General features: G+C 69.2%; 23 protein-coding genes and 1 pseudogene. 19 read left to right on the top strand and 5 right to left on the bottom strand.

All coding sequences use genetic code 11. From position 1 onward, the window contains the following. Positions 1-25: 25 nt before the first annotated feature. Positions 26-1,165 carry a site-2 protease family protein gene (locus tag G6N20_RS09750; RefSeq protein ID WP_083047578.1) on the top strand — a complete coding sequence of 380 codons (1,140 nt, stop codon included), beginning with the start codon at positions 26-28 and terminating at the stop codon, positions 1,163-1,165. A gap of 39 nt (positions 1,166-1,204) precedes the next feature. Next, positions 1,205-1,999: a universal stress protein gene (locus G6N20_RS09745; RefSeq protein WP_083047576.1), complete on the top strand. Its 795-nt coding sequence runs from the start codon at positions 1,205-1,207 to the stop codon at positions 1,997-1,999. Positions 2,000-2,167: 168 nt separating this feature from the next. On the opposite strand, the gene G6N20_RS09740 is transcribed toward G6N20_RS09745, so the two are convergent. Continuing rightward, complete coding sequence (locus G6N20_RS09740) at positions 2,168-2,995, bottom strand: class I SAM-dependent methyltransferase (RefSeq protein ID WP_083047574.1); 828 nt, start codon at positions 2,993-2,995, stop codon at positions 2,168-2,170. Positions 2,996-3,248: 253 nt separating this feature from the next. Between G6N20_RS09740 and G6N20_RS09735 the strand changes: the two genes are divergently transcribed. Genes G6N20_RS09735 through G6N20_RS09725 form a run of 3 tightly spaced genes read left to right on the top strand, consistent with a single transcriptional unit; the run spans position 3,249 to position 4,711 of the window. Then, complete coding sequence (locus G6N20_RS09735) at positions 3,249-3,911, top strand: helix-turn-helix transcriptional regulator (RefSeq protein ID WP_232065476.1); 663 nt, start codon at positions 3,249-3,251, stop codon at positions 3,909-3,911. Further along, on the top strand, positions 3,908-4,333 hold the full coding sequence (locus G6N20_RS09730; RefSeq protein ID WP_083047572.1) for a hypothetical protein: 426 nt from the start codon (positions 3,908-3,910) through the stop codon (positions 4,331-4,333). The genes G6N20_RS09735 and G6N20_RS09730 overlap by 4 nt, the downstream gene beginning before the upstream one ends. 33 nt (positions 4,334-4,366) lie before the next feature. Then, positions 4,367-4,711: a cupin domain-containing protein gene (locus G6N20_RS09725; protein WP_083047570.1), complete on the top strand. Its 345-nt coding sequence runs from the start codon at positions 4,367-4,369 to the stop codon at positions 4,709-4,711. A 105-nt stretch (positions 4,712-4,816) separates the two neighbouring features. Here the strand turns inward: G6N20_RS09725 and G6N20_RS09720 are convergent, their stop codons facing one another. Continuing rightward, positions 4,817-5,527: a helix-turn-helix transcriptional regulator gene (locus G6N20_RS09720; protein ID WP_083047568.1), complete on the bottom strand. Its 711-nt coding sequence runs from the start codon at positions 5,525-5,527 to the stop codon at positions 4,817-4,819. A gap of 96 nt (positions 5,528-5,623) precedes the next feature. On the opposite strand from G6N20_RS09720, the gene G6N20_RS09715 reads away from it, so the two are divergent. After that, a complete protein-coding gene (locus G6N20_RS09715; protein ID WP_083047565.1) occupies positions 5,624-6,067 on the top strand; it encodes an Rv2617c family stress response/phage resistance protein in 444 nt (147 codons plus the stop codon). Positions 6,068-6,665: 598 nt separating this feature from the next. Here G6N20_RS09715 and G6N20_RS09710 read toward each other — a convergent pair. Beyond that, positions 6,666-7,169, bottom strand: coding sequence for a DUF1990 family protein (locus tag G6N20_RS09710; protein ID WP_083047563.1), 504 nt, complete (start codon positions 7,167-7,169; stop codon positions 6,666-6,668). Between the two features lie 57 nt (positions 7,170-7,226). On the opposite strand from G6N20_RS09710, the pseudogene G6N20_RS09705 reads away from it, so the two are divergent. The 9 genes and pseudogenes from G6N20_RS09705 (at position 7,227) to G6N20_RS09665 (ending at position 17,948) form a co-directional block, all read left to right on the top strand. Continuing rightward, positions 7,227-7,980 (top strand): annotated as a pseudogene (locus G6N20_RS09705) (aldo/keto reductase). Positions 7,981-8,101: 121 nt separating this feature from the next. Then, positions 8,102-9,922, top strand: coding sequence for a PE family protein (locus tag G6N20_RS09700; protein ID WP_163662928.1), 1,821 nt, complete (start codon positions 8,102-8,104; stop codon positions 9,920-9,922). Positions 9,923-10,138: 216 nt separating this feature from the next. After that, entirely contained in the window at positions 10,139-11,161 is a 1,023-nt protein-coding gene (locus tag G6N20_RS09695) for a glycosyltransferase (protein ID WP_083047559.1), read from the top strand. An 87-nt stretch (positions 11,162-11,248) separates the two neighbouring features. After that, positions 11,249-13,357: a threonine--tRNA ligase gene (thrS, locus tag G6N20_RS09690; protein WP_083047598.1), complete on the top strand. Its 2,109-nt coding sequence runs from the start codon at positions 11,249-11,251 to the stop codon at positions 13,355-13,357. Then, a complete protein-coding gene (locus G6N20_RS09685; RefSeq protein ID WP_083047557.1) occupies positions 13,350-13,934 on the top strand; it encodes an HIT family protein in 585 nt (194 codons plus the stop codon). Before thrS ends, G6N20_RS09685 begins: the two co-directional genes overlap by 8 nt. A gap of 97 nt (positions 13,935-14,031) precedes the next feature. Further along, positions 14,032-14,697, top strand: coding sequence for a phosphatidylinositol phosphate synthase (gene pgsA / locus G6N20_RS09680; protein ID WP_083047555.1), 666 nt, complete (start codon positions 14,032-14,034; stop codon positions 14,695-14,697). A gap of 89 nt (positions 14,698-14,786) precedes the next feature. Continuing rightward, positions 14,787-15,755 carry a phosphatidylinositol mannoside acyltransferase gene (locus tag G6N20_RS09675; RefSeq protein ID WP_408632563.1) on the top strand — a complete coding sequence of 323 codons (969 nt, stop codon included), beginning with the start codon at positions 14,787-14,789 and terminating at the stop codon, positions 15,753-15,755. A gap of 10 nt (positions 15,756-15,765) precedes the next feature. Continuing rightward, positions 15,766-16,902: a glycosyltransferase family 4 protein gene (locus G6N20_RS09670; protein WP_083047551.1), complete on the top strand. Its 1,137-nt coding sequence runs from the start codon at positions 15,766-15,768 to the stop codon at positions 16,900-16,902. Beyond that, positions 16,902-17,948 (top strand): NUDIX hydrolase, encoded by a 1,047-nt coding sequence (locus G6N20_RS09665; protein WP_083047549.1) that lies wholly within the window; start codon positions 16,902-16,904, stop codon positions 17,946-17,948. The genes G6N20_RS09670 and G6N20_RS09665 overlap by 1 nt, the downstream gene beginning before the upstream one ends. Here G6N20_RS09665 and G6N20_RS09660 read toward each other — a convergent pair whose 3' ends face one another. Beyond that, positions 17,949-19,742, bottom strand: coding sequence for a PE-PPE domain-containing protein (locus G6N20_RS09660; RefSeq protein WP_083047547.1), 1,794 nt, complete (start codon positions 19,740-19,742; stop codon positions 17,949-17,951). A 304-nt stretch (positions 19,743-20,046) separates the two neighbouring features. On the opposite strand from G6N20_RS09660, the gene pdxS reads away from it, so the two are divergent. From pdxS to G6N20_RS09640, 4 genes are all read left to right on the top strand, one after another. Further along, positions 20,047-20,895 (top strand): pyridoxal 5'-phosphate synthase lyase subunit PdxS, encoded by an 849-nt coding sequence (pdxS, locus tag G6N20_RS09655; protein WP_232065521.1) that lies wholly within the window; start codon positions 20,047-20,049, stop codon positions 20,893-20,895. A 9-nt stretch (positions 20,896-20,904) separates the two neighbouring features. Next, positions 20,905-21,741 (top strand): acyl-CoA thioesterase II, encoded by an 837-nt coding sequence (gene tesB, locus G6N20_RS09650; RefSeq protein ID WP_083047543.1) that lies wholly within the window; start codon positions 20,905-20,907, stop codon positions 21,739-21,741. Between the two features lie 7 nt (positions 21,742-21,748). After that, entirely contained in the window at positions 21,749-22,345 is a 597-nt protein-coding gene (pdxT, locus tag G6N20_RS09645; RefSeq protein WP_083047541.1) for a pyridoxal 5'-phosphate synthase glutaminase subunit PdxT, read from the top strand. 279 nt (positions 22,346-22,624) lie between these two features. Further along, positions 22,625-23,380: a YebC/PmpR family DNA-binding transcriptional regulator gene (locus G6N20_RS09640; protein WP_083047539.1), complete on the top strand. Its 756-nt coding sequence runs from the start codon at positions 22,625-22,627 to the stop codon at positions 23,378-23,380. A 42-nt stretch (positions 23,381-23,422) separates the two neighbouring features. Here G6N20_RS09640 and G6N20_RS09635 read toward each other — a convergent pair whose 3' ends face one another. Beyond that, on the bottom strand, positions 23,423-24,697 hold the full coding sequence (locus G6N20_RS09635; RefSeq protein WP_083047596.1) for an Rv1453 family transcriptional regulator: 1,275 nt from the start codon (positions 24,695-24,697) through the stop codon (positions 23,423-23,425). Positions 24,698-24,700: the final 3 nt, after the last annotated feature.

Genomic DNA, 24,700 nt, shown 5'->3' with positions numbered 1-24,700 from the left:
AGCCGCCAGCTTCGGAGGTAGTGGGGTGGGCGACGAAATCCCACTGGGACGCATCGCCGGGTTTTCGGTGAAGGTGCACTGGAGCGTCCTGGTCATCCTGTGGTTGTTCACCTGGAGCCTGGCGACGAGCTTGCCGGGCGCCGTCAAAGGCTATGCACCCATTGCCTATTGGCTGGCCGGTGCCGGGGGTGCGCTGGTGCTGTTGGCGTCGCTGTTGGCCCACGAGCTCGCGCACGCCGTGGTCGCTCGTCGCTCCGGAGTGCCGGTCGCAAGCGTGACGCTGTGGCTGTTCGGCGGGGTGACCAGGCTGGGCGGCGAAGCCAAGACACCCAGGGCCGCTTTCCGCATCGCGTTCGCGGGCCCGGCCACCAGCCTGGCCCTGTCGGCGGTGTTCGGTGCGCTGGCCGTTGCGTTCGCCGTCGCGCGGGCCCCTGCCCTGGTGGTCAGCGTCGCGTGGTGGTTGGCCGCCGTCAACGCGGTGCTGGGGGTGTTCAATCTGCTGCCGGGCGCGCCGCTGGACGGCGGCCGGCTCGTCCGGGCCTACCTGTGGCGCCGCCACGGCGATATCGTGCGCGCCGGGATCGGCGCGGCGCGTGCCGGCCGGGCGGTTGCGCTGGTGTTGATCACGTTGGGGTTGGCCGAATTCGTGGCCGGCGGCCTGGTCGGCGGCGTGTGGTTGGCCTTTATCGGCTGGTTCATCTTCTCCGCCGCCCGCGAGGAGGAGACCCGGATTTCGGCCCAGCAGCTGTTTGCCGGGGTGCGGGTGGCGGACGCGATGACCGCCCGGCCGCACACCGCTCCGGGATCGATCACCGTCGAGGACTTCATTCAGCGTTATCTGCTCGGTGACCGGCACTCGGCCTACCCGGTTGCCGAGCGGGACGGATCGGTCATCGGCCTGGTCACGCTGGAACAGCTGCGTGAGCTGGCACCCAGCCGGCGCGGCACGACCAGCGTGCGCGACATCGCCGTACCACTGCACGACGTGCCGACCGCGACCGCGCAGGAGCCGCTGAACGCGCTGCTCGAGCGGATGGCCCCGGCCGGTCCCGGCAGCCGCGCCCTCGTCGTGGATGGCGGCGCGGTGGTCGGCATTGTCACCGCCCGCGATATCGCGCGACTTGTTGATGTCTACCGGCTCACCCGGGCCGACTCTCCCCACTGAGTGATTCGCAACGGTGCTCGTCGAGAGAGGAGTAAGGACATGAAACCGGTCATTGTCGGTATCGACGGTTCGCCAGCGGCGCTCGCGGCCGCGCTGTGGGGTACCGACGAGGCCGTCGGCAAAGGTGTGCCGCTGCGCCTGCTGTCGGTCATCAAGACCACCCATCCATCGCCGCAGGACTACGAACGTGACCTGCGGCATGCCGAGGCTTCGCTGCGGGCGGCGCACGCCGCCGTCGAGGCCACCGGGAAGCCGGTCAAGATCGAAAGCGACACGCCGCGCGGGCCGGCCGGCGCCGTTTTGGTCGAGGAGTCCCGCGATGCCGAGCTGATCTGCGTGGGCGCCCCTGCTATCGGACGCTACGCACGCGCCATCCTGGGTTCGACCGCGACCGAGCTCGCCGAAAAGGCGCATTGCCCGGTCGCGGTCATCCGCCCGAACGAGGATCAGCCGCCGTCGGGCATCAACTGGATCGTGGTGCGCCTGACGGATGCGCCCGACGACGATGCCATCCTGGAATACGCCGCCGGGGAGGCGGTCCTGCGGCACGCGCCCATACTCGCCCTGGGAGGCGGGCCGGAGCAGCTCACCGAGACCCCGGACGGGGAATTCGAGCGCCGCGTGCAGCGGTGGCGCCGCCGTCATCCCGAGCTGCATATCTACCCGATCACCACCAACGCGGACATTGCCCGCTTCCTGGCCGACCACGACGAGCGTGTGCAGCTCGCGGTGATCGGCGCCGGCGAGGCCGCTCAGCTGACACGGTTTGTCGGACCGTCCGGGCACCCGGTCCTGCGGCACGCCGAATGTTCGGTGCTCGTGGTGCGCGGCTGAGCGCGCGCGGGCTCACCGGATCCGGAACTCGGCGCCGTCGGCGCCCCACCGCCCGAACGGGGGATGTTCGCCCCGGTCGATGGCCCGGATGCTCGGCCGGCCGATGTAGGCAAAGACCAAGCAGCAGCAGCCGTGGCATCACGCGCTACAGCCGCGCGGGTGCCACGATCACACCGCCGGCTTAGATGCGACGATGGCGACGGCGGCCAGACGCTGGCGGTATTTGCGAAATGTGCGTCGCATCAACAGGACTCGTCGGCGTGCGGCGGGTTGCGTGAGCAGGTTCTTGGCGAACCGCAGCGCACCGAAGAGGCCTTCGTCGGCGATCACTCGCCGCGGCTGCAGCAACGCCATCGGCCCGGTCGCGACGTGCTCAACCACCAGTCCATGGCCGGCCAGCAGGTGTGACCATTCCGCAACGGTCAGCGGACGCGCGTTGACCTTGATCGCCCGGGCGAGCGACTGCCGGATCTCGGTGCTGACATCGTCGGGGACATCGTCCGGCGTCAGTGCCAGTTCATGGATCGCGTAGCGGCCTTGGGGCCGCAGCACCCGCGCCGCCTCGGCGACTATGGCGTGCTTGGCCGTGTCGCCCTGCATGGTCAGCATGGCCTCTCCGATGACGACATCGGCGCTGGCGTCGGGCAATCCGGTGTCGGCGGCGTCGGTGACCCGGACCTCGCCGCGGCTGGCCCCATGGTTTTGCAGGACGCCGCGAACCAGGTTGGCCGCGTCCGGGTCGCGTTCGGCTCCCACGTAGGACCGGGGCCGTCGGGCAAGGATCTCGGTGGCGGTGCGGCCCAGGCCCGGGGCCAGCTCGAGCACGTCGGCGTCGGTCACCTCGGCCCGGGCCACCAACGCGCGGGTGAGCTCGACACCACCGGGGCGGAGCACCCGTTTGCCCAGCCGGGCCAGCAGCCAGTGCCCCTGCACGTGGTCATCGTCGCGATTCGACAACGGCAGGGGCCGCCCGGTTTCGCCCGCACTGGCGGCCATCAGCGCGCGTGCCGCGCGGGGGTCAACAGCGGCAACCGGGGCGGGCCGCCGCGGGAGGGGCCGATTGTGCCCGCAAAGTCGTTGCCGGCCATGAAACTTCCCCACCTTCGCTCGAGTTTTTACAACCCAGTTTGTGTAAACTTTACTGCATGGTGTGGGGGATCGGGAAGCCACGTGTCGACGTGCCGGACCGCAACGACGCGCCCCGGCCGGCTAACCAACCAAGGCCAAACGTATCAAGGGTCCAGCGACCGTGAACGCCACGTTGGTCGAGGAGCCGGCCGATCGCCGGCGCGCGGTGCTGCGGTTATTGCGGGCGTCCGGCGCCCCGCTAACCGTTGTCGCGATCGCCGACCAGCTGGGCATACATCCCAACACCGTGCGCTTCCACCTGGACAGCCTGGTCCGCGCCGGCCAGGTGGAGCGCGTCCGGCCCGCCCGGCGCGGCCCGGGGCGCCCGCCGCTGATGTTCGGCGCCGTCCGGCAGATGGATCGCGGCGGACCGCGGCACTACCGGCTGCTGGCCGAGATCCTCAGCAATGGCCTTGCCGCCGAACCGAATCCAAGCGCCCGCGCGCTAGCCGCGGGCCGCGCGTGGGGTAAGCGGCTGGACCCGAGACCGGCTGGTTTCGCGAGCGCCGAGAAGTCGATCGACCACCTGGTCGGGGTGCTGGACGAGCTGGGCTTCGCCCCCGAACGCCGGCAAGCCGACGGCGAGCAGCAGGTGGGCCTGCGGCACTGCCCGTTTCTGGAACTGGCCGAATCCCGAGCCAGCGTGGTCTGCTCGATCCACCTGGGGATCATGCAGGGCGCCCTGGAAAGCTGGTCGGCGCCAGTCACCGTCGACCGGCTGGAAGCATTCGTCGAACCGGACCTGTGTCTGGCCCACCTCACCGCGAAAGGAGCCGCCACGTGAGCACCGGACCCGCGATCGAGGTCGCCGTCACCTTCGTCTGGCTCGGCATGGTGCTGGCCATCTCCTTTCTGGAGGCCCCGCTGAAGTTCCGAGCGCCCAACGTGACCCTGCAGATCGGACTCGGCATCGGCCGCTTGGTCTTTCGTGCGCTCAACACCGTGGAGGTGGCGTTCGCCCTCGTCCTGCTGGCGCTGTTGGCGTCCGGCCCGGCACCGGCGCGGATCATGGCGGCGTTCGGCGTCGTGTTCGCCGCGCTGGCCGGCCAGCTGATCGCGGTGCGTCCGGGCCTGACCCGGCGTTCCGACCAGGTACTGGCCGGACGGGATCTGCCACGCTCCCGCGCGCACTACGCCTACGTCGGGTTGGAGGTGGTCAAGGCGGTGGCCCTGGCGGTGGCGGGCATACTTCTACTGAACGGCTAGTTCGGACACCAAATCGCCGATAAGGACGCACCGATGGAATCCGTCTCGCTCACCAGCCTGGCCTCCGAGAAGTTGGCCGAGGCACACGAGTCGCACAGCGGCCGGGCCGCGCACACCATCCATGGCGGGCACACCCACGAACTTCGCCAGACGGTGCTGGCCCTGCTCGCCGGGCGCGACCTGTCCGAACACGAAAGTCCGGGGGAGGCGACCTTGCAGGTTTTGCAGGGCCGCGTGCGTCTCACCACCGGCGACGACGCCTGGGAGGGCAAGGCCGGCGACTACGTCGCGATCCCGCGGGAGCGGCATGCCCTCCACGCGATCGAGGATTCGGTGATCATGCTGACCGTCTTGAAATCCCTGCCCACGGCCACCTAGTTCTTCCAGGGAGCTACACGCCGCATGTGCAACCACGGCGGCCTCCTGGCGTGTCCCCGCCACCTATGCACGCTCGATGGGGCCCGGTGCACGCTCCGCGCGTAATCAGTCCCCCGTGCGGGTGGTCGCCGCACGGCGCCGGAGAACGACACAACACCGGCCCGGTCCGGGGTCGAGCCGGGCTTCTGGGCCGTACGGCGCCAGCGCAGCGGCCACGCCGGTGACCAATGCGTGGTTCATGGTGCAGGCCAGCTCGGTCTGTTCCTGGGCCAGGGCGTGGAACGGGCAGTTGGCCAGCTGAACTTCGCCGTCGGTTTGGCGGGGTTCATACCCGTACCTGCGCAGCAGGCCGAGCGTCAGCTGTAGCGCCGTCGCGGCATCGGCGGGTGGCCGGTTGGCGGCGGTGGCGCTGATCGTCTGGCCGTAGTCGTGGGCGACCCGGTTGAGCACCTCATCCGCGGGCTCCCCGGTGGCGGCCGACCGCGCGATGGCCGTGGCCATGAGCCGTCCGGCCAGTTCGTACTCCCGCGGCGGAAGGCTGACCGCGATGTCGCGGCCGGCCCGGCGATACAGTTTGGCGGTGCGCCCGGCGCCGGGGCCCGACCGGCCGGTCAGGCGCGCGTAGTCGCTGTCGAGCAAGCCCTCGGCGGTGAGCCGGTCCAGGTGGAATTTCGCCTGGTGGTGCGGCACGCCGACGGCGTCGGCCGCCTGATCACGACTCACCGGTCCGGGTTGCGAACACACGAACTGATAGAGCCGGTAACGCACCGGGTCGGCCAGCGCTCCGATCCCGGCGGCGGCGCGCTCCAGGTCCATGCCGGCGCCCCATTTCTAACGGACAAAGTTCTTGACGCTACAGTCTACAGGTTCTAACGTTCGAATTATTATCTGTTAGAAGCTGGGAGGTAAATCATGAGCACCAGGCAGGCCACCGCCACACCGGCCCTCGTCGACCGCCTGCAGGATCCCGCCTACTCGGCGTATCTGCTGCTGCGCACCGTGTTCACGATCGCGCCCATCGCGTTCGGGCTGGACAAGTTCTTCAATCTGCTGACCCACCCGCATCACTGGAGCCGGTATCTGGCGGGCTGGATCAACGACGTCGTTCCCGGGACGGCCGACCACTGCATGTACCTGGTCGGGGTGATCGAGATCGTCGCCGGCATCCTGGTTGCGGTGGCCCCGCGCGTCGGAGCCTGGCTGGTTGCGGCCTGGCTGGCCGCGATCATCGTCGACCTGGTCACCGTGCCGGGCTTCTATGATGTCGCGCTGCGTGACTTCGGTTTGCTGGCCGGCGCGGTCGCGCTTGCCCGGCTGGCGCAGGGTGTGCACGACGGGAGCATCGGGCGCCGCTAGCGGTATCGCTCGTATGTTTTGGGGGGGTTGGAACCAGGGTGACCCCGCGTGCCGCGGCTGCTGGCGACCCAGTGCGCAAACTGCACGTTCCCCGTTGTCTCACCCGTCTCATGCGTTCAGCACGACGGGGATATCTGCGATGTGCCCGCCTCGCAGCGACAACCGTGGCTGTCGCTGCGAGGCGGGCACTTTGTATATCGGTCAGTTCCGGGTACACGTGGGGCAGATGAGGAAGGTGCGCCGCCTGGAGCAGCCTGTCAGAACACCGAGATGCCCGACGAACATACATACAAGGCGCTCCACTGGCGAGGCCAGGCTCGGACCGCCGAGGTGGGCGGCCGGGTTGGGCGGGATCGTTTCGGTTGGCTGCTGGTGATGCGGCCGTATCTGGCGGGGCCGGCGGCGCCCGTTGGGGTGGTTGCGATCGGGGTGGCCCAGCAGCCGGTGGCGATATCGGACGCGCCATCACGTTGGGGAGCACACCATCGTCTTGCCCGGCGACTCACGTGATTGCTGAGGCTGGTGAGATCTGATCGTGGTCGCGTGTTGCCACCACGCGATCGGCTTCCCGAGGGTGCGGGCCGCCGAACCCGCCGGGTCACACTCCACGCAGGTAGCGCTTGGCGATGACGCGCTGCACCACCGACACGACTGGCCCACCACCCTTGCTCCACCAGGTCGCGGGCCGGGAGAACGACGACACTTCCGCATACACCGCCGAGGTGCTCGGGTCGCGGCGCACGGCGAACCGTTCCTCGCCAGACTGCGGGTGCCCGGGCAGTGTGCCGTAGGCGAACCCGCGCAGATCCGGTTCGTCGATGACATACACCACGCGGCAGGGCGCGCGCAGGAAGCCCATCAGCCTGACCACCACCACCGCGGAGACCACGGCGATATCGGAGCTGGCCTGCACCCGCAGGCCGGCTCCGCGCTGCATACCCCAATGCATGACCGCGTCGCCGGCCTCATCGAATCGCTGCTGGCCGGTACCGATTTGGGTCGTCACGCTGAGGTGGCCATATCCCGGGGGCAGCTGGCCGGCTGCGGTCGCGCCCACCTCGGGGTAGGTCAAGGGCAGCTCGGCAAGCGCCTCGAGGTCCACCTGCTCAGCTTGCCACGCCTGGCGGCGTAGCTGGGTTCCGGGCGCACGGTCATAGGGGTGACGACTCCCGCCTCTGCAGCGGCATCCGGCACGTTCACGCTCGGCGGCGACCTGACCGTCAACCGGCTCGGCTTCGGCGCGATGCGCCTGACCGGCACGGGGGTCTGGGGCTCGCCCGAGCACCACCCGGAAGCCGTCCGGGTGTTGCGGCGCGCCGTCGAACTGGGTGTGAACTTCATCGACACCGCCGACTCTTACGGGCCCTACGTCTCCGAGGAGATCATCCGCGAGGCGCTGCATCCCTATGCCGGGCCGGTCATTGCCACCAAGGCGGGTTTGCTGCGCACCGGCCCGAATGTGTGGATCCCCCTGGGCCATCCGAGCTACCTGCGGCAGGAATGCGAGATGAGCCTGCGCCGGCTGGGGGTGGAGGCCATCGACCCATTCCAGCTGCACCGCATCGACCGCAACGTCCCGCTGGCCGATCAGGTGGGCGAGCCGGCGGCGCTGAAAAACGAAGGCAAGATCCGCCACATCGGGCTGTGCGAGGTGGACGTCGAGCAGCTCAGAGCTGCCCAGCAAATCACGCCGATCGTGTCGGTGCAGAACAGGTACAACCTCACCACGCGCGCCGCCGAGCCGCTGCTGGATGTCGCGACCGGTCTGGCCGCCGGGCCGGCCGGTGATGGTGCCGATTCCGGGCACGTCGCGGGTGGCGCACCTGGAGGAGAACGTCGCCGCCGCCGAGATCACCCTTTCCGACGAGGAGTTCGCGACCCTGGCCGCGGCCGGCGCCCGGCATGGCGGCTAAGCCGCGGGCGTGCCGAACCCGTTGCGCGCCGGCCGAATAAGGCCGGTGAAAAGCGCTGACACCGCGCTGGCGCCGCGTTAGCCTGACCTGACGAATGTCCTGATGCCTCGGGAGGTGGGCCGTGTCGTTTGTGATCGCGACACCGGAAGCATTGGCCGCGGCGACAACGGAATTGCGCAGTATTGGCGCCGCACTCGGTGCGGCCAACCTGGCGGCGGCCGGCCCGACCGCCGCGGTGCTGGCGGCCGGGGCCGATGAGGTGTCCGCCGCCGTCGCGGCGCTGTTCGGCGGGCACGCCCAGGCATACCAGACGGTGAGCGCACAGGCCGCGGCGTTTCATGCGCAGTTCGTGCGGGCATTGAGCGCCGCCGCAGGGTCGTACGCCAGCGCCGAGGCCGCCAACGCGTCGCCGTTGCAGACCCTGGAGCAAAATGTCTTGGGCGTGGTCAACGCGCCCACCCAGGCGCTGCTGGGCCGCCCGCTGATCGGCAACGGCGCCGATGGCGGCCCCGGCCAGGCCGGCGGGCCCGGTGGGTTGTTGTACGGCAACGGTGGCAATGGCGGAAACGGCTTGCCCGGTCAGGTCGGCGGCAACGGCGGCAGCGCGGGCCTGATCGGCAACGGCGGGTCCGGCGGCATGGGCGGGGCCGGCGCCGCCGGCGGCAACGGCGGCGCGGGCGGGTGGCTCTACGGCAACGGCGGGCCCGGCGGTATGGGTGGGGTCGGGCTGGCCGGCATCAACGGCGGCGCGCCCGGGCCGGGCGGCAACGGCGGCAATGCCATCCTGTTCGGCGACGGCGGCGCGGGCGGCCCAGGCGGCACCGGTCTCGCCGGCGCCAACGCTGTCAACCCCACCTTCGGCGGCATCGCCGCGACCGGGAGCCCCGGCATCAATGACACCGTTGCCGCTGGCGCCAACAACGCCATCGCAACCAGCGGCGGCGATGGAGCCGACGGCGGGCTCAGTGCCACCGGCGGCAGTGGGGGGCGGGGTGGGGAGGCTATTGCCTTGGGCACCGGCACGGCCCGGGGCGGTAACGGCGGAACCGGCGGCGCGGGCGCCAACGGCGGCGCCGGCGGTTTCGGCGGGAACGCCTCTGCCAACTCGAATTCGTTCGGCGGTGCGGGCGGCAACGGGACCGTCGCCGAGGGCGCCGGCGGCGCGGGGGGCGCCGGCGGCGATGGCGGTCTGGCCAGCGCCCCCTCTGCCGTTGCGACTGGCGGGCCGGGCGGCCATGGAGGCGGCGGCGGGCTGGGCGCCTCCGGTGGCAACGGTGGCGCCGGAGGCACCGGCGGTGACGGTGGCCGCGGTGGGCTGTTGGTCGGCACCGGCGGCGCCGGCGGCGCGGGCGGCACCGGTGGTGCCGGCGGGGCCGGCGCCGCCGGCGGGATCGGCGGCAGCGGAGGGGGCGGCGGAAACGCTGCCGGCGCCAGCGCCTCGGCCGGTGCGGGCGGCGGTGGCGGTGCCGGCGGCATGGGCGGAGCCGGTGGCAACGGTGGCACCGGCGGAAACGGCGGCGATGGCGGTGCCGGCGGGCTGTTGGTCGGCAACGGCGGCGCCGGCGGCATCGCCGGCCTCGGCGGCGCGGGCGGCGTCGGCGGCGTGGGCGGCGTGGGTGGTGCCGGCGGCACCGGCGGCATCGGCTCCGGCGTCGGCCAGGGCGTCGGCGGTAACGGTGGCAATGGCGGCACCGGCGGCATCGGCGGCACCGGCGGCAATGGCGGCGGCAGTGGCATCGGCGGCGCGGGCGGTTCCGCGGGGCTGTTGATCGGCCAGGTCGGCGTCAACGGCACCGCCGGCCAGGGCGGCCTCGGCGGTGGCGGCGGCCAGGGCGGCGCCGGCGGCGCCGCCGGGGCCGGTGGCTTTGGGAGCACCAAAACCGGCAACCCGGGTGCCGCGGGCCTGACCGGCGGCACGGGCACGTCCGGCCAAAACGGGTAGTTAGCCGCGGTCGCCACCCGGCCGGTCGGTGCTCACCGGCCGCCCGCCTCAACAAGTCGCTGACGACCTGGTCCTGAACGGGCGCCGCCGTAGCGACCTTTGGTCGCTAGGGTCGCCGGAAGCGAGTCTCCACGGTCCGAATCAGACACTCCGACCAATATTGCAGTAGCATAACATTGCAATAACACACTATTGTGTAGGTGGTTGGTCGGAGGCATGAGCGCAGATATCAACGGGTTCGGGCGCGTCGTGCGCACCGATTGCCGACAACCGTCGGTGGCCATCGTCATCCCAGCCCACAACGAGGAACATTTCATCGGGAAATGCCTCGAATCATGCATCGACCAGACGTCGACACCGGACGAGATCATCGTCGTCAACAACAGGTCGACCGACGCTACCGCGTCGATCGTGCGCCGATATCAAACGCAGCACCCCGAAATCGACATCCGCCTGCTGGACCAACACGATCATCTCGGCATCGCTCCGACCCGCAACCGTGGGTTCGACGATGCGCACAGCGACGTGATCGGGCGGATCGACGCCGATTCCATCATTGCCCATGACTGGGTCGAGACGATTCGGCGCCGCTTTCGGGATCCGGCCATCGGCGCGGCGACCGGCCCGGTCGTGTATTACGACATGCCGCTGCGGGGCGTGTTCTTCCGGCTGGACCGGGCGGTACGCGCCGCGCTGCATCGGCACGCCACCGATCAACGGTTCCTTCTCGGGGCGAACATGGCGATCCGCGGCTCAGCCTGGCGGGCGATCGGTCACCTGACGCGTCTGGATTTGGAAGATCAGCTGCATGAGGATATCGACCTGGCCCTGACGCTGGTCAAGAACAACGTCCAGGTCGACTACGAGCCCACGCTGATCGCCGGCATGTCCGGTCGCCGGGTGGAATGCGCGCCGCGGGATTTCTACCGGTATGCCACCCGTTACCTCAGGACGACACGAGCCCACGGAGTCACCAGCGGTCCCGCGCTTGTGACGATATTCATCCTTTTGTTGGGGTATTTCCCGGCCCGCGTGCTGCGATTCTTTTATGACACCGAAAACCATCGGTTCACCGTGACCAAGCTGCGCGCCACGGTGTGCGGGGTGACCGGCCGGATTGCACGTGACAAGCAAGCGAAGGTCATCAGGCCGTGGGCGCCGGACCCGCCGTGGGCGCCGGATACCGCGTGGGCGCAGCGCAACCGGCATCCGCGTCCGTTGCCCGATCAAGCGGCGTGACGCTCCGCCGGCCTGGGTTCGTCGAGGCCTGCCCCGATAGCATGGTCGCGATCGTTTCGACACGCCCAGCACATGGAGACCGACCCGATGAGCGCCCCCGCACGCCCCGCCCCAGGAGCCGACGGCGGCGACCCGCGGCACCCGGCTGCACCGGGTTTGCCATCGCCGCAAGCCCCGATCCGGGTTCCCGCCGGGACCACCGCGGCGGCCGCGGTCGCCGCGGCGGGGTTGCCCAGGCGCGGCGCGCCCGACGCGGTCGTGGTGGTGCGCGACGCCGACGGCACGCTGCGCGACCTGAGCTGGGTGCCTGACGTCGACGTCGAGGTCACCCCGGTGGCCGCCAACACCGACGACGGTCGCAGCGTCATCCGGCATTCCACCGCGCACGTCTTGGCGCAAGCCGTCCAGGAGCTGTTCCCGCACGCCAAGCTGGGCATCGGGCCACCCATCACCGACGGCTTCTATTACGACTTCGACGTGCCCGAGCCGTTCACCCCCGAAGACCTGGCGACGCTGGAAAGGCGGATGCGCCAGATCGTCAAGGACGGACAACTGTTCTGCCGGCGGGTCTACGAATCCACGGAGCAGGCCCGCGCGGAGCTGGCCAACGAGCCCTACAAGTTGGAGCTGGTCGACGACAAGTCCGGGGATGCCGAAATCATGGAGGTCGGCGGCGACGAGCTCACCGCCTATGACAACCTCGATCCGCGCACCCGCGAGCGCCTCTGGGGCGACCTGTGCCGCGGCCCGCACATCCCGACCACCAAGCACATCCCGGCGTTCAAGCTCACCCGCAGCTCGGCGGCCTATTGGCGGGGCGACCAGAACAACGCCAGCCTGCAGCGCATCTACGGCACCGCATGGGAATCGCAGGAGGCGCTCGACCGTCACCTGGCGCTGATCGCCGAGGCCCAACGTCGCGACCACCGCAAGCTGGGCGTCGAGCTGGACCTGTTCAGCTTTCCCGACGAAATCGGTTCCGGTCTGGCGGTTTTCCACCCCAAGGGCGGCGTCGTGCGGCGCGAGCTGGAGGACTACTCGCGGCGCAAGCACACCGAAGCCGGGTACGAGTTCGTCAACACCCCGCACATCACCAAGGCGCAGCTGTTCCACACCTCGGGCCACCTGGACTGGTACGCCGACGGCATGTTCCCGCCGATGCACATCGACGCCGAGCACAACCCCGACGGCTCGGTGCGCAAACCCGGCCAGGACTACTACCTCAAGCCGATGAACTGCCCGATGCACTGCCTGATCTTCCGGGCCCGCGGGCGGTCGTATCGGGAACTGCCGTTGCGGCTCTTCGAGTTCGGCACCGTGTACCGCTACGAGAAGTCCGGGGTGGTGCACGGCCTGACCCGGGTCCGCGGGCTGACGATGGACGACGCGCACATCTTCTGCGCCCGCGACCAGATGCGCGACGAGTTGCGTTCGCTGCTGCGGTTCGTGCTCGACCTGCTCGGTGACTACGGCCTGACCGACTTCTACCTCGAACTGTCCACCAAGGACCCGGACAAGTCCGTCGGCTCCGACGAGGCCTGGGAGGAAGCCACCAACGTGCTGGCCGAGGTGGGTGCCGACTCCGGCCTGGAGCTGGTGCCCGACCCCGGCGGTGCGGCGTTCTACGGGCCCAAGATCTCGGTGCAGGTCAAGGACGCGCTGGGCCGCACCTGGCAGATGTCGACCATCCAGCTGGACTTCAACTTCCCGGAACGTTTTGAGCTGGAATACACCGCCGCCGACGGGACCCGCCAACGTCCGGTGATGATCCACCGCGCGCTGTTCGGGTCGATCGAGCGGTTCTTCGGCATCCTCACCGAGCACTACGCGGGGGCGTTCCCGGCGTGGCTGGCACCCGTCCAGGTGGTCGGCATCCCGGTCGCCGACGAGCACGTTTCCTATCTGGAAGATGTTGCCGCGCAACTGAAGTCGCACGGGGTGCGGGCGGAGGTGGACGCCAGCGACGACCGGATGGCCAAGAAGATCGTGCACCACACCAACCACAAGGTGCCGTTCATGCTGCTGGCCGGCGACCGCGACGTCGCGGCCGGAGCGGTCAGCTTCCGGTTCGGTGACCGCTCGCAAATCAACGGCGTGGCCCGCGACAACGCGGTGGCCGCTATCGTCTCCTGGATCACCGACCGTGAAAACGCCGCGCCGACAGCCGAACTGCTGAAAGTGGCCGGCGGTGAGTGACCAGGACAAGGCCGCGGGGCCCGACCAGCGCGCCGACGACACCATCCTCGACCGAGGGGTCGGCCAGGACGACCAGCTGCAGCGGCTGTGGACGCCGTATCGGATGAACTACCTGGCCGAAGCGCCGGTGAAACGCGACAACGGCAACCCCGAGCAGCCGTTCACCGACATCCCGCAACTGTCCGACGAAGAGGGCCTGGTGGTCGCCCGCGGCAACCTGGTCTATGCCGTGCTCAACCTCTACCCGTACAACCCCGGGCACCTGATGGTGGTGCCCTATCGGCGGGTATCGGAGCTGGAGGACCTGACCGAGGCGGAGAGCGCCGAACTGATGGCGTTCACCCAGAAGGCGATTCGCGTCATCAAAAACGTGTCGCGGCCACACGGCTTCAACGTCGGCCTGAATCTGGGGACCTCGGCCGGCGGGTCGCTGGCCGAGCATCTGCACGTGCATGTGGTGCCGCGGTGGGGTGGCGACGCCAACTTCATCACCATCATCGGCGGCTCCAAGGTGATTCCGCAGCTGCTGCGCGACACCCGCCGGCTGCTGGCCGCGGAATGGGCCAGGCAACCGTGAGTCGCGTCGGTAACGATGCGGTGGGGGCACGCCCCCATACGTGGGCGGTACCCCCACCCGCTTGCGGGGGACGCGGCGATCGGGAGAGGCGAAGCCGATGAGCAAGTTGCCCTTCCTGTCCCGGGCGGCGTTCGCCCGCATCATCGACCCGGTCGCGCGAGGGTTGCTGCGGGCCGGCCTCACCCCGGACAGCGTCACCATCCTGGGCACCGTCGCCTCGGTGGCGGGGGCGCTGGTGCTGTTCCCGATCGGCAAACTGTTTGCCGGGGCGTGTGTGGTCTGGTTCTTTGTGCTCTTCGACATGCTCGACGGGGCGATGGCACGCCAACGCGGCGGGGGCACCCGCTTTGGCGCGGTGCTGGACGCCGCCTGCGACCGCATCAGCGACGGCGCGGTGTTCTGCGGGCTGCTGTGGTGGATAGCGTTTCACCTGCGCGACCAACTGCTGGTGATCGCGACCTTGATCTGCCTGGTCACCTCCCAGGTGATCTCCTACATCAAGGCCCGGGCGGAGGCCAGCGGGTTGCGCGGCGACGGCGGATTCATCGAACGGCCGGAACGGTTGATCATCGTGCTGACCGGGGCGGGCGTGTCGGACTTTCCGTTCGTCGCCTGGCCGCCGGCGCTGCCCGTGGCGATGTGGGTGCTGGCGGTGGCCAGCCTGATCACTTGCGCCCAGCGGTTGTACACGGTGCGCACCTCGCCGGGTGCCACCGATCGCATTGCGCCCATGCCCGGGCCCGGCGGAAAGGGTGAGCGGTGATCGCCACGCCGGCCGGCTGGACAGTGATCCAGTCCCCGCGTCAACTGGTGCTGGGCAGAGTGACCGACTGGGCGTATGCCGCCGGCTGGATGGCCGTGCGGGCGATGCCGGAATTCGCCGCGCGCAACGCGTTCGACGCTGGTGCGCGGTATGCTGCCCGCAACGGCGGACCGGAGCAGCTGCGCAAGAACCTGGCCCGCGTCATCGGTGTGCCGCCGGACGACGTGCCGGACTCGCTGATGCTCGCCTCGCTGCGGTCCTACGGCCGGTATTGGCGGGAGGCGTTTCGGTTGCCGACGATGGACCACCGCGCCATCGCCCGTCGGCTCGACCATGTGATCCAGGGGCTGGACCACGTGGATGCGGGGCTGGCCGCCGGCCGGGGCGTGGTGCTGGCATTGCCGCACAGCGGCAACTGGGACATGGCCGGGGTGTGGCTGGTGCAGCGGCACGGCACGTTCACCACCGTCGCGGAACGGCTCAAGCCCGAATCGCTGTACCGGCGTTTCATCGACTATCGCCAGGGCCTCGGCTTTGAGGTGCTGCCGCTGTCCGGCGGTGCGAAACCACCCTTTGAGGTGCTCTGTGAGCGGCTGCGACGCAACCGGGTGGTGTGTCTGCTGGCCGAGCGGGACCTCACCCGCACCGGTGTCGAGGTCGAATTCTTCGGCGAACCCACCCGGATGCCGTCGGGGCCGGCCAAGCTGGCGATCGAGACCGGGGCGGCACTGCTGCCGGTGCACTGCTGGTTCGAGGACGACGGCTGGGGGTTTTCGGCGCATCAGGCGCTGGACTGCACCGGCGCGGACGTCGGCGCCATCACCCAGGCCCTGGCCGACCAGTTCGCCCGCAACATCGCCGCCCATCCCGCGGACTGGCACATGCTGCAGCCCCTGTGGCTGGCCGATCAGGCCGCTGCCCGGCGACGATGCGGGCCGGAGCGGCCTGAGGAGGAGCCGGGCGATCAGGCCGCTGCCCGGCGACGATGCGGGCCGGAACGGCCTGAGGAGGAGCCGGGCGATCAGGCCGCTGCCCGGCGACGATGCGGGCCGGGTTGAGGGGCGGCTGATGCGCATCGGGATGATTTGCCCGTACTCGTTCGACGTGCCCGGCGGGGTGCAGGCGCACGTGTTGCAGCTGGCCGAGGTGATGCACGCCCGCGGCCACCAGGTCGGCGTGCTGGCGCCGGCGTCGCCGCACACCTCTCTACCGGAGTACGTCGTCTCGGCCGGCAAGGCCGTGCCGATCCCCTACAACGGCTCGGTGGCCCGGCTGCGGTTCGGCCCGGCGACCCATCGCAAGGTCAAAAAGTGGCTGGCCGAAGGCGATTTCGACGTGCTGCACCTGCACGAGCCCAACGCGCCCAGCCTGTCGATGCTGGCCCTGAACATCGCCGAGGGCCCGATCGTGGCGACGTTTCACACCTCGACCACCAAATCGCTGACCCTGACCGTCTTTCAGGGCATCCTGCGACCGATGCACGAAAAGATCGTCGGCCGGATCGCGGTGTCGGATCTGGCCCGGCGCTGGCAGATGGAGGCGCTGGGGTCCGACGCGGTGGAGATTCCCAACGGCGTGGACGTGGACGCCTTTGCCTCGGCGCCGCCGCTGGACGGCTACCCGCGGCCGGGTAAGACGGTGCTTTTCCTGGGGCGTTACGACGAGCCCCGCAAGGGCATGGCGGTGCTGCTCGACGCGCTGCCCAGGGTGGTGCAGCGCTTCGGCGACGTGCAGCTGCTGGTCGTCGGCCGCGGCGACGAGCAGCAGCTGCGCGCCCAGGCCGGGAACGTGGAGCGCCACCTCCGCTTTCTCGGCCAGGTGGACGACGCCGGGAAGGCGTCGGCGATGCGCAGCGCCGACGTCTACTGCGCACCCAACACCGGCGGCGAAAGTTTCGGCATCGTGCTGGTCGAGGCGATGGCCGCGGGCACCGCGGTGGTGGCCAGCGACCTGGACGCGTTCCGGCGGGTGCTGCACGACGGTGAGGTGGGTCGGCTGGTGCCGGTCGACCCCCCGGAGCTGCAGGCGGCGGCGTTGGGTGATGCGCTGGTTTCGGTGCTGCAGGACGACACGCTGCGGGAGCGCTACGTGACGGCCGGCCGCGAAGCCGTGCGCCGGTACGACTGGTCGGTGGTGGCCACCCAGATCATGCGGGTGTACGAGACGGTCGCCGGCTCGGGTGGCAAGGTTCAGGTGGCTAGCTAGTGACCTGGCCGGTTGTCGTTGTCGCGGTGCTGTTGGTGCTGCTGATGGCCGTCGCTGCCTGGGGTTATCAGACCGCCAACCGGCTGAACCGGCTCCACGTGCGCTACGACCTGTCCTGGCAGGCGTTGGACGCCGCGCTGGCGCGGCGAGCGGTGGTGGCCCGAGCGGTCGCGGTCGACGCGTACGGCGGCGCGTCCGAGGGCAGACGGTTGGCGGCCCTGGCCGACGCGGCCGAGCGCGCGCCACGGCACGCGCGTGAGGCGCGCGAAAACGAGCTCTCGGCCGCGCTGGCCATGGTGGATCCGGGGTCGCTGCCGACGGCCCTGATCGCCGAATTGGCCGACGCCGAAGCCCGGGTGCTGTTGGCCCGTCGCTTCCACAACGACGCCGTCCGGGACGCTCGGGCGCTAGGTGAACGCCCCGTGGTCCGCGCGTTCCGGCTTGGTGGAACCGCAACGCTGCCAAGCTATTTCGAGATCGCCGAGCGGCCCCAGGTGGTGGCGCACCGGGATCAGGGTGGATTCAACCACCGCACCTCGGCGCGGGTGGTGCTGCTCGACGAGAGCGGCGCCGTGCTGCTGCTGTGCGGCTCGGATCCGGCGATCACCGACGGCACCGCGCCGAAGTGGTGGTTCACCGTGGGCGGCGAAGTGCGCCGCGGCGAGCGGTTGGCCCAGGCCGCCGCCCGTGAGCTGGCCGAAGAAACCGGTCTGCGGGTCGCGCCGGAAGACCTGGTCGGACCGATCTGGCGACGCGCCGAGGTCTTCGAGTTCAACGGCTCGATGATCGACAGCGAGGAGTTCTACCTGGTGCACCGCACGCGCCGGTTCCAGCCGGCGGTCGACGGGCGCACCGAGCTGGAACGCCGCTACATCCACGGCGCCCGCTGGTGCGACGCGGACGACATCGCGGACCTGGTGGCGGCTGGCGAGCTGGTGTACCCGCTGCAACTCAGCGAGTTGCTGCCCGCGGCCAACCGGCTGGCGGACGGTGCCCTCGGCGCCGAGGCTGCGCGGGACGCCGGCGGTCCGCTGGCGATCCGCTGATCAAAGGAGGCGCAGAGCCGGCGGCGGCGGCAACCCCAGTCCGGACAGTGCGTCGTTGATGCCTTGCAGGGTCCCCTGCTGCAGCTCGGCGCCGACCGCGGCCCAATCGACGTCCGGGAACAGCCCAAACCCGGTTGGCACATCTTGGTAGGCGGTGCGGTCATAGCCGAGCTCGACGAGCACCCGCAAATCCGGCTCGATGAGGTCGGCCAACGGGTCACCCAGCACGGGGATCGCGCGCAGCGGGACCAGCAGCGGCAGATCCTCGCTGGGAATCAGGATGTAGGTGGTCAGGACTTCCGCCGAGGACACCGGCTGGATCACACCCGACGCAACATCGGTCGGCACGGCAACGAGCCCGGAGTGCAGGAAAACGATGCCAGCGATCGCGTTGGCGGTCGCGAAGAAATTCAGCGGGTATCTGGGGAAGTCGTTGACGCCGTCGTATTGGCCCGCGTAATCCACGGTCGGGTAGGCGTTGGCGGGCGTCGCGCCATAGATCGTGGAAGCCAAACCCGGTATGAGAGCGCTATAACGCGTGAAGAGTCCGCCGTCGGGCCGGTTGGGATTGCCGCTCAACGTAAAGAACAACTCGTCGATGCCCGGACGTAGGTTTTCGGGCAGGGTTTGTAGATAGCGCATTTCGAGACTGGCGATCGTGGCGCTTTGGGAGGTGCCGAAGACGACGATCTGGTTTCCCGCCACCAGTTCCGCCATGATCGCGGTGTGCAGATTCGCGACGCCCTGGGCCACGGAGGCGTCAAAGGTGAGGCTGTTCAGCCCGGTGAATGGAAAAAACTGCGATGGCGTTTCCAGGAACTGAGCGGTATACCCGGGATGGAACGGGGTGATGAGCTGCGCGGCATACTCCAGCAGGCTGACGTTGGGTAGCGGCAGCGGGCTGTCGGTGCCGCCCATGACCAACGCCGTTACCGCCGGGCCGCCGTCCCCCACCACCAGGACGTCGAGGTCGCCATCGCCGGGATTCCCGAAGCCGATCTGTCCATTGCCGGTGATGCCGATGCCGATATTCCAATTGCCGGTGTTGCCGATGCCGATGTTGCCGACGCCGGTGTTCCCGACGCCGATGTTGCGGTCGCCGATGTTTCCGTTGCCGATGTTCCCGTTGCCGATGTTCCCATTGCCGATGTTGTTGACGCCGACGTTTCCGTTGCCCACGTTGAAAGTGCCGGTGGTCAAATCCACGTTGATTGCCGGCAGCCCCGCGGCGGCGTAGGCGCTGGCCAACCGGCCGGGCAGGGTTCCCAGCAGCCGCTGAAAATCCTCGTGGAACGGCACCAGCTGGGCGGCCGCCGCCGATGCGCCGGCATGATAGCCGCACAACGCGGCCACGTCCTGGGCCCACATCTGCTCGTATTCGGCTTCGGCGGCCGCGATCGCCGGGGCGTTCTGGCCCAGCACGTTGGAGCCCACCAGCGACACCAGCCGAATCCGGTTGGCCGCGACCATCGCCGGATGCACGATGGCCGCCCGCGCCGCCTCGAACGCGCTCGCCGCCACCCGGGCCTGGGTGGCCGCCTGCTCGGCCTGACCGGCCGCCGTGCTCAACCATCCGGCATAAGGGCCGGCCGTGCGCATCATCGACAGCGACGCCGGGCCCTGCCACGCCTGGGCCGTCAGCCCCGAGGTCACCGATGTGAACGACGCCGCCGCGGCGTGCAACTGCTCGGCCAGCCCGTCCCAGGCTGCCGCCGCGCCCAGCAGCGGGCCCAGGCCCGCACCGGCGAACATGCGCGCCGAATTCATTTCCGGGGGCAACACGGCGAAATTCATCGCTATGTTTCTTTCCCAGTCCGCCTTTCTCGGTAAGCCGCACTCCGGTAGCACAAGACCCTATGACACGAACGGCAGGACCATCAGGTTTCCAAGAAACTTTTCCGGTGCGATGGCCAAGACGCCGCCGCGAGCAGCGCCTTCATCACCGCAAGAGCTGGAAGCTGGTTTGTAGGTCAGCACTAGACTGGTGTCGGCACCGAAGCAACGAAGGAGACCAGTGGACACCGCCGCCCAGTCAAACGAGGCCCAGTCGGGTAGGCCGGCTTCCGGCCAGACCGGCACCGCCCGGGTCAAGCGTGGCATGGCCGAGATGCTTAAGGGCGGCGTCATCATGGACGTCGTCACCCCCGAGCAGGCCCGCATCGCCGAGGGCGCCGGTGCCGTCGCGGTGATGGCGCTGGAACGGGTGCCCGCCGACATCCGGGCCCAGGGCGGGGTGTCGCGGATGAGCGACCCCGACATCATCGAGGGCATCATCGCCGCGGTCACCATCCCGGTGATGGCCAAGGTCCGCATCGGGCATTTCGTCGAGGCGCAGATCCTGCAGAGCCTTGGGGTGGATTACATCGACGAGTCCGAGGTGTTGACGCCCGCCGACTACACCCATCACATCGACAAGTGGAAATTCACCGTGCCGTTCGTGTGCGGGGCCACCAACCTCGGCGAGGCGCTGCGCCGCATCAGCGAGGGCGCCGCGATGATCCGGTCCAAGGGCGAGGCCGGCACCGGTGACGTCTCCAACGCGACCACCCATATGCGGGCCATCACCGGCGAGATCCGCCGGCTGACATCGCTGTCTGAAGACGAATTGTTCGTCGCGGCAAAGGAATTGCAGGCGCCTTACGAGCTCGTCGTCGAGGTGGCCCGGGCCGGCAAGCTGCCGGTCACGCTGTTCACCGCTGGGGGTATCGCCACGCCCGCAGACGCCGCGATGATGATGCAGCTGGGCGCGGAGGGCATCTTCGTTGGCTCGGGCATCTTCAAGTCCGGTGCCCCCGAGCATCGGGCCGCGGCGATCGTCAAGGCCACCACCTTCTACGACGACCCGGACGTGCTGGCGAAGGTGTCGCGGGGGCTGGGCGAGGCGATGGTGGGCATCAACGTGGAGGAGATCGCTCAGCCGCATCGGCTGGCTCGGCGCGGTTGGTAAGAACGTTTCGTGGCGATCGAGCAGATCCTTGACCTCGAGCAACTCGAGGTCAACATCTACCGCGGCAGCGTGTTCAGCCCGGAATCGGGTTTCCTGCAGCGCACCTTTGGCGGACATGTGGCCGGCCAGTCGCTGGTGTCAGCGGTGCGCACCGTCGACCCGCGCTACCTGGTCCACTCGCTGCACGGCTACTTTCTGCGGCCCGGGGATGCCAAGGCGCCCACGGTCTTTCTCGTCGAGCGACTCCGGGACGGCGGTTCGTTCTGCACCAGGCGGGTCAGCGCCGTCCAGCACGGTCAGACCATCTTCAGCATGTCGGCGTCTTTTCAAACCGAGCAGGACGGCATCACCCACCAGGACGTCATGCCGGTGGCACCACCGCCGGACGAACTGCCGGGCCTGCGGTCGGTGCGGGTGTTCGACGAAGCCGGGTTCCGGCAGTTCGAGGAGTGGGACGTGCGCATGGTGCCGCGAGACGAGCTGCAACGTCTGCCCGGCAAGGCCTCCCAGCAGCAGGTGTGGTTTCGCCACCGCGATCGGTTGCCCGATGACCCGGTGCTGCACATCTGCGCGTTGGCGTATATGAGTGACCTGACGTTGCTGGGCTCGGCGCAGGTCAATCATCTCGAGGTGCGGGACCGGCTGCAGGTGGCGTCGCTGGATCATGCGATGTGGTTCATGCGGGTGTTTCGGGCCGACGAATGGCTGCTGTACGACCAGTCGTCGCCGTCGGCCTGCGGTGGTCGTGCGCTCACCCAGGGCAAGATCTTCAACCGGCGAGGCGAGTTGGTGGCGGCGGTGATGCAGGAGGGGCTGACTCGCTTCACACGCGGACACCGGTCGTGAGCCGACCATGAGCATTCCAAGGGTGGGTGTGCTGGCGCTGCAGGGCGACGCCAGGGAGCATCTGACGGCACTGCGCGAGTCTGGTGCCGCGCCGATGACCGTGCGGCGCCGTGATGAGCTGGATGCGGTGGACGGGTTGGTGATTCCCGGCGGGGAATCCACCACGATGAGCCACCTGCTGCGGGACTGTGACTTGCTGGAACCGTTGCGGGCGCGGCTGGCCGACGGGCTTCCGGCCTACGGCGCCTGTGCGGGCATGATCCTGTTGGCCAGTGAGATCCTGGACGCCGGTGCCGGCGGACGCGCGGCGCTGCCGCTGCGTGCTATCGATATGACGGTGCGGCGCAACGCTTTTGGACGTCAGGTCGACTCGTTCGAGGGCGATATCGCGTTCGCCGGGTTCGATGAGCCGGTGCGGGCGGTGTTCATCCGGGCGCCCTGGGTGGAGCGGGCCGGCGACGGCGTACAGGTGCTGGCCCGAACCGCGGGCCACATCGTGGCGGTGCGCCAGGGCGCGGTGCTGGCGACGGCGTTTCATCCGGAGATGACCGGCGACCGCCGGATCCACCAGCTGTTCGTCGACATGGTCAACGGCCGGCGCTGACGTCACCCCGGCGCGCCGTCATCGCCCGCAGCGGGCGGTTCCCGAGGCGTTCGGACCCGATTACTTGGCCGAGCTACGGGCGCGACGGCGGCAACGGCGGCAACGGTGTCAACGGCGGAGCCGGCGGTACCGGTGGCAAGGCCGGCCAGTTTGGCCCGCCAGGGACAAACGGAACGCCGTGACTGGACATGGCCAACCGGCCGTCACCTTCACCGGGGTCCACGGGCAGCCACGTAGACTCGTCTGGCGAACGAGCGACAGGAGAGGTATGACACTGCGATGAGCGGCCATTCCAAGTGGGCCACCACCAAGCACAAGAAGGCCGTCATCGACGCCCGCCGCGGCAAGATGTTCGCCCGGTTGATCAAGAACATCGAGGTCGCCGCGCGCGTCGGTGGTGGTGACCCGGCCGGTAACCCGACGCTCTATGACGCGATCCAGAAGGCGAAGAAGAGCTCGGTGCCCAACGAGAACATCGAGCGGGCGCGCAAGCGCGGCGCGGGAGAAGAGGCCGGCGGCGCCGACTGGCAAACCATCATCTACGAGGGTTACGCACCCAACGGGGTGGCGGTGCTGATCGAGTGCCTGACCGATAACCGCAACCGCGCCGCCAGCGAGGTCCGGGTGGCGATGACGCGTAACGGCGGCACCATGGCCGACCCGGGTTCGGTGGCCTATTTGTTCTCCCGCAAGGGCGTGGTCACGCTGGAGAAGAACGGATTGACCGAAGACGACATCCTGACGGCGGTGCTGGATGCCGGTGCCGAAGAAGTCAACGATCTCGGCGACAGCTTCGAGGTGATCTCCGAACCCGGCGACCTGGTGGCGGTGCGGACCGCGTTGCAGGACGCCGGCATCGACTACGAGTCGGCCGAGGCCAGCTTTCAGCCTTCGGTCAGCGTCCCCGTCGACATCGACGGCGCCCGAAAGGTTTTCAAGCTGGTAGAGGCGCTGGAGGAGAGCGACGACGTGCAGAACGTGTGGACCAACGTCGACGTGTCCGACGAGGTGTTGGCGGCGCTCGACGAGGAATGAGGCCGGTTGCCCAACCGGCCTGACCAACCGGCCCGATGGGTGCTAGCGGTATTGCTCGGCAAGCGCGCGCGGGGGATCGCTGTGTTGTTTGCCGCGCCACTGCAGCGCTCGGATCGCCACCGCAACTTCGACGGTGGTGTCGCTGAGGGGGCGGGGGAGGAGCCGCTGAGCGGTCTCCAGCCGGTGCAGCAGCGTGTTGCGATGGGTGAAGAGCAGCTTGGCCGCGCGCGAGGCGTTGCACTCCGCGCTGATGTAGGTCAGCACCGTCGTGTGCAACGTCGAGCTGGCCGACTCGAAATCCCCGAGGGTGGTCTGGATGAAATCGTCTGCACCGTCGGGATTTTCGGTGAGCAGCGCGACCAGCTGAACGTCGGCGAACAAGGCGACCCGTTGGGGTGACCGCAGCCGAGCCACCATGCGCTGCGTGGTGAGCGCGTCGAAGTGGCTGCGTCGGAAGCCGTCGATTCCCGGCAGGGTGGTGCCGATCGCGATCCGGGTGTGTGGCGAGTCGGCGAGCATGTCCCCGACCTTCTCCAGGTCGACGGCGTCGACGTCTTTGACCCACACCCAGCGCGTCGCGGCGCTGGGCACCACGACCAGTGGCTGCGGGCATCCGACGGCTTGGCCGAATGACTCCGCTACCCGGTCAAGGTGGTCGGGGTCGTCGTTGGCCTCGTCGCACCACAGGATGGCGGCGGTATGCGAGCGGTCGAAGGCGTAGTCCAACTGCGCTTGGGCGCGTTGATGGCTGATGGGTGCGGCGTCGAGGATGAGCTCGACGATTTTCCGGCGCTCGGCGCGGATATCTTGGGTCAGGTCTGCATACTCGGACTGCATCTGGGCGGCGATGCCGGCCAGCGTGGCGTCGACGAACTCGTTGGCCGATCGAAAAGGCACGTCGAGCAGCTCGCGCAGTTCCTTGGGGTCGGAGGTGAGTTGAAACGCGATTTCCGTCCAGCGCCGCCAGGCCACGTTGTGTCCGATGCGGTACACCTCGAGCGCCGACGCGTCCAGGCCGCGGCGCACCAGATCCCGGGCCATGCGCAGCGTCTCGGGGCTGAGATTCGGCGGCACCGGCGCGCCGGGATTGCGCAGGATGGAGGAGGCGAAGTGAACGAGATTGCCGCGGCTGGACCGAGTTACCACCGCCGCCAGGGCAGGATCCTGGGCGATCGGCGGGCAGGCGGCCAGCGTGGCGCGATCAAACTCTTCAAGCCATTCCCGCGGGGGGTTAAGGGCCATCCACGCGCCCTTGCGAATCAGCTCTTGCACCCGAGGTGACGGCGGTTGCCATTCCACCCGCTGATCGTAGGTCATCTG

It is taken from the genome of Mycobacterium shinjukuense, assembly GCF_010730055.1.
Lineage (GTDB): Bacteria > Actinomycetota > Actinomycetes > Mycobacteriales > Mycobacteriaceae > Mycobacterium > Mycobacterium shinjukuense.
Note: the sequence above shows the minus strand (reverse complement) of the source record. Positions and strands in the feature narration are given on the sequence as shown.

What these genes read in the sequence shown, in the direction of transcription:
- G6N20_RS09745 (WP_083047576.1), top strand. Translation starts at nt 1,205, where the DNA reads ATGAAACCGGTCATTGTCGGTATCGACGGTTCGCCAGCGGCGCTCGCG.
- G6N20_RS09740 (WP_083047574.1), bottom strand. Translation starts at nt 2,995, where the DNA reads ATGGCCGCCAGTGCGGGCGAAACCGGGCGGCCCCTGCCGTTGTCGAAT.
- G6N20_RS09725 (WP_083047570.1), top strand. Translation starts at nt 4,367, where the DNA reads ATGGAATCCGTCTCGCTCACCAGCCTGGCCTCCGAGAAGTTGGCCGAG.
- G6N20_RS09720 (WP_083047568.1), bottom strand. Translation starts at nt 5,527, where the DNA reads ATGGACCTGGAGCGCGCCGCCGCCGGGATCGGAGCGCTGGCCGACCCG.
- G6N20_RS09715 (WP_083047565.1), top strand. Translation starts at nt 5,624, where the DNA reads ATGAGCACCAGGCAGGCCACCGCCACACCGGCCCTCGTCGACCGCCTG.
- G6N20_RS09695 (WP_083047559.1), top strand. Translation starts at nt 10,139, where the DNA reads ATGAGCGCAGATATCAACGGGTTCGGGCGCGTCGTGCGCACCGATTGC.
- thrS (WP_083047598.1), top strand. Translation starts at nt 11,249, where the DNA reads ATGAGCGCCCCCGCACGCCCCGCCCCAGGAGCCGACGGCGGCGACCCG.
- pgsA (WP_083047555.1), top strand. Translation starts at nt 14,032, where the DNA reads ATGAGCAAGTTGCCCTTCCTGTCCCGGGCGGCGTTCGCCCGCATCATC.
- G6N20_RS09675 (WP_408632563.1), top strand. Translation starts at nt 14,787, where the DNA reads ATGGCCGTGCGGGCGATGCCGGAATTCGCCGCGCGCAACGCGTTCGAC.
- G6N20_RS09670 (WP_083047551.1), top strand. Translation starts at nt 15,766, where the DNA reads ATGCGCATCGGGATGATTTGCCCGTACTCGTTCGACGTGCCCGGCGGG.
- G6N20_RS09660 (WP_083047547.1), bottom strand. Translation starts at nt 19,742, where the DNA reads ATGAATTTCGCCGTGTTGCCCCCGGAAATGAATTCGGCGCGCATGTTC.
- pdxS (WP_232065521.1), top strand. Translation starts at nt 20,047, where the DNA reads ATGGCCGAGATGCTTAAGGGCGGCGTCATCATGGACGTCGTCACCCCC.
- pdxT (WP_083047541.1), top strand. Translation starts at nt 21,749, where the DNA reads ATGAGCATTCCAAGGGTGGGTGTGCTGGCGCTGCAGGGCGACGCCAGG.
- G6N20_RS09640 (WP_083047539.1), top strand. Translation starts at nt 22,625, where the DNA reads ATGAGCGGCCATTCCAAGTGGGCCACCACCAAGCACAAGAAGGCCGTC.
- G6N20_RS09635 (WP_083047596.1), bottom strand. Translation starts at nt 24,697, where the DNA reads ATGACCTACGATCAGCGGGTGGAATGGCAACCGCCGTCACCTCGGGTG.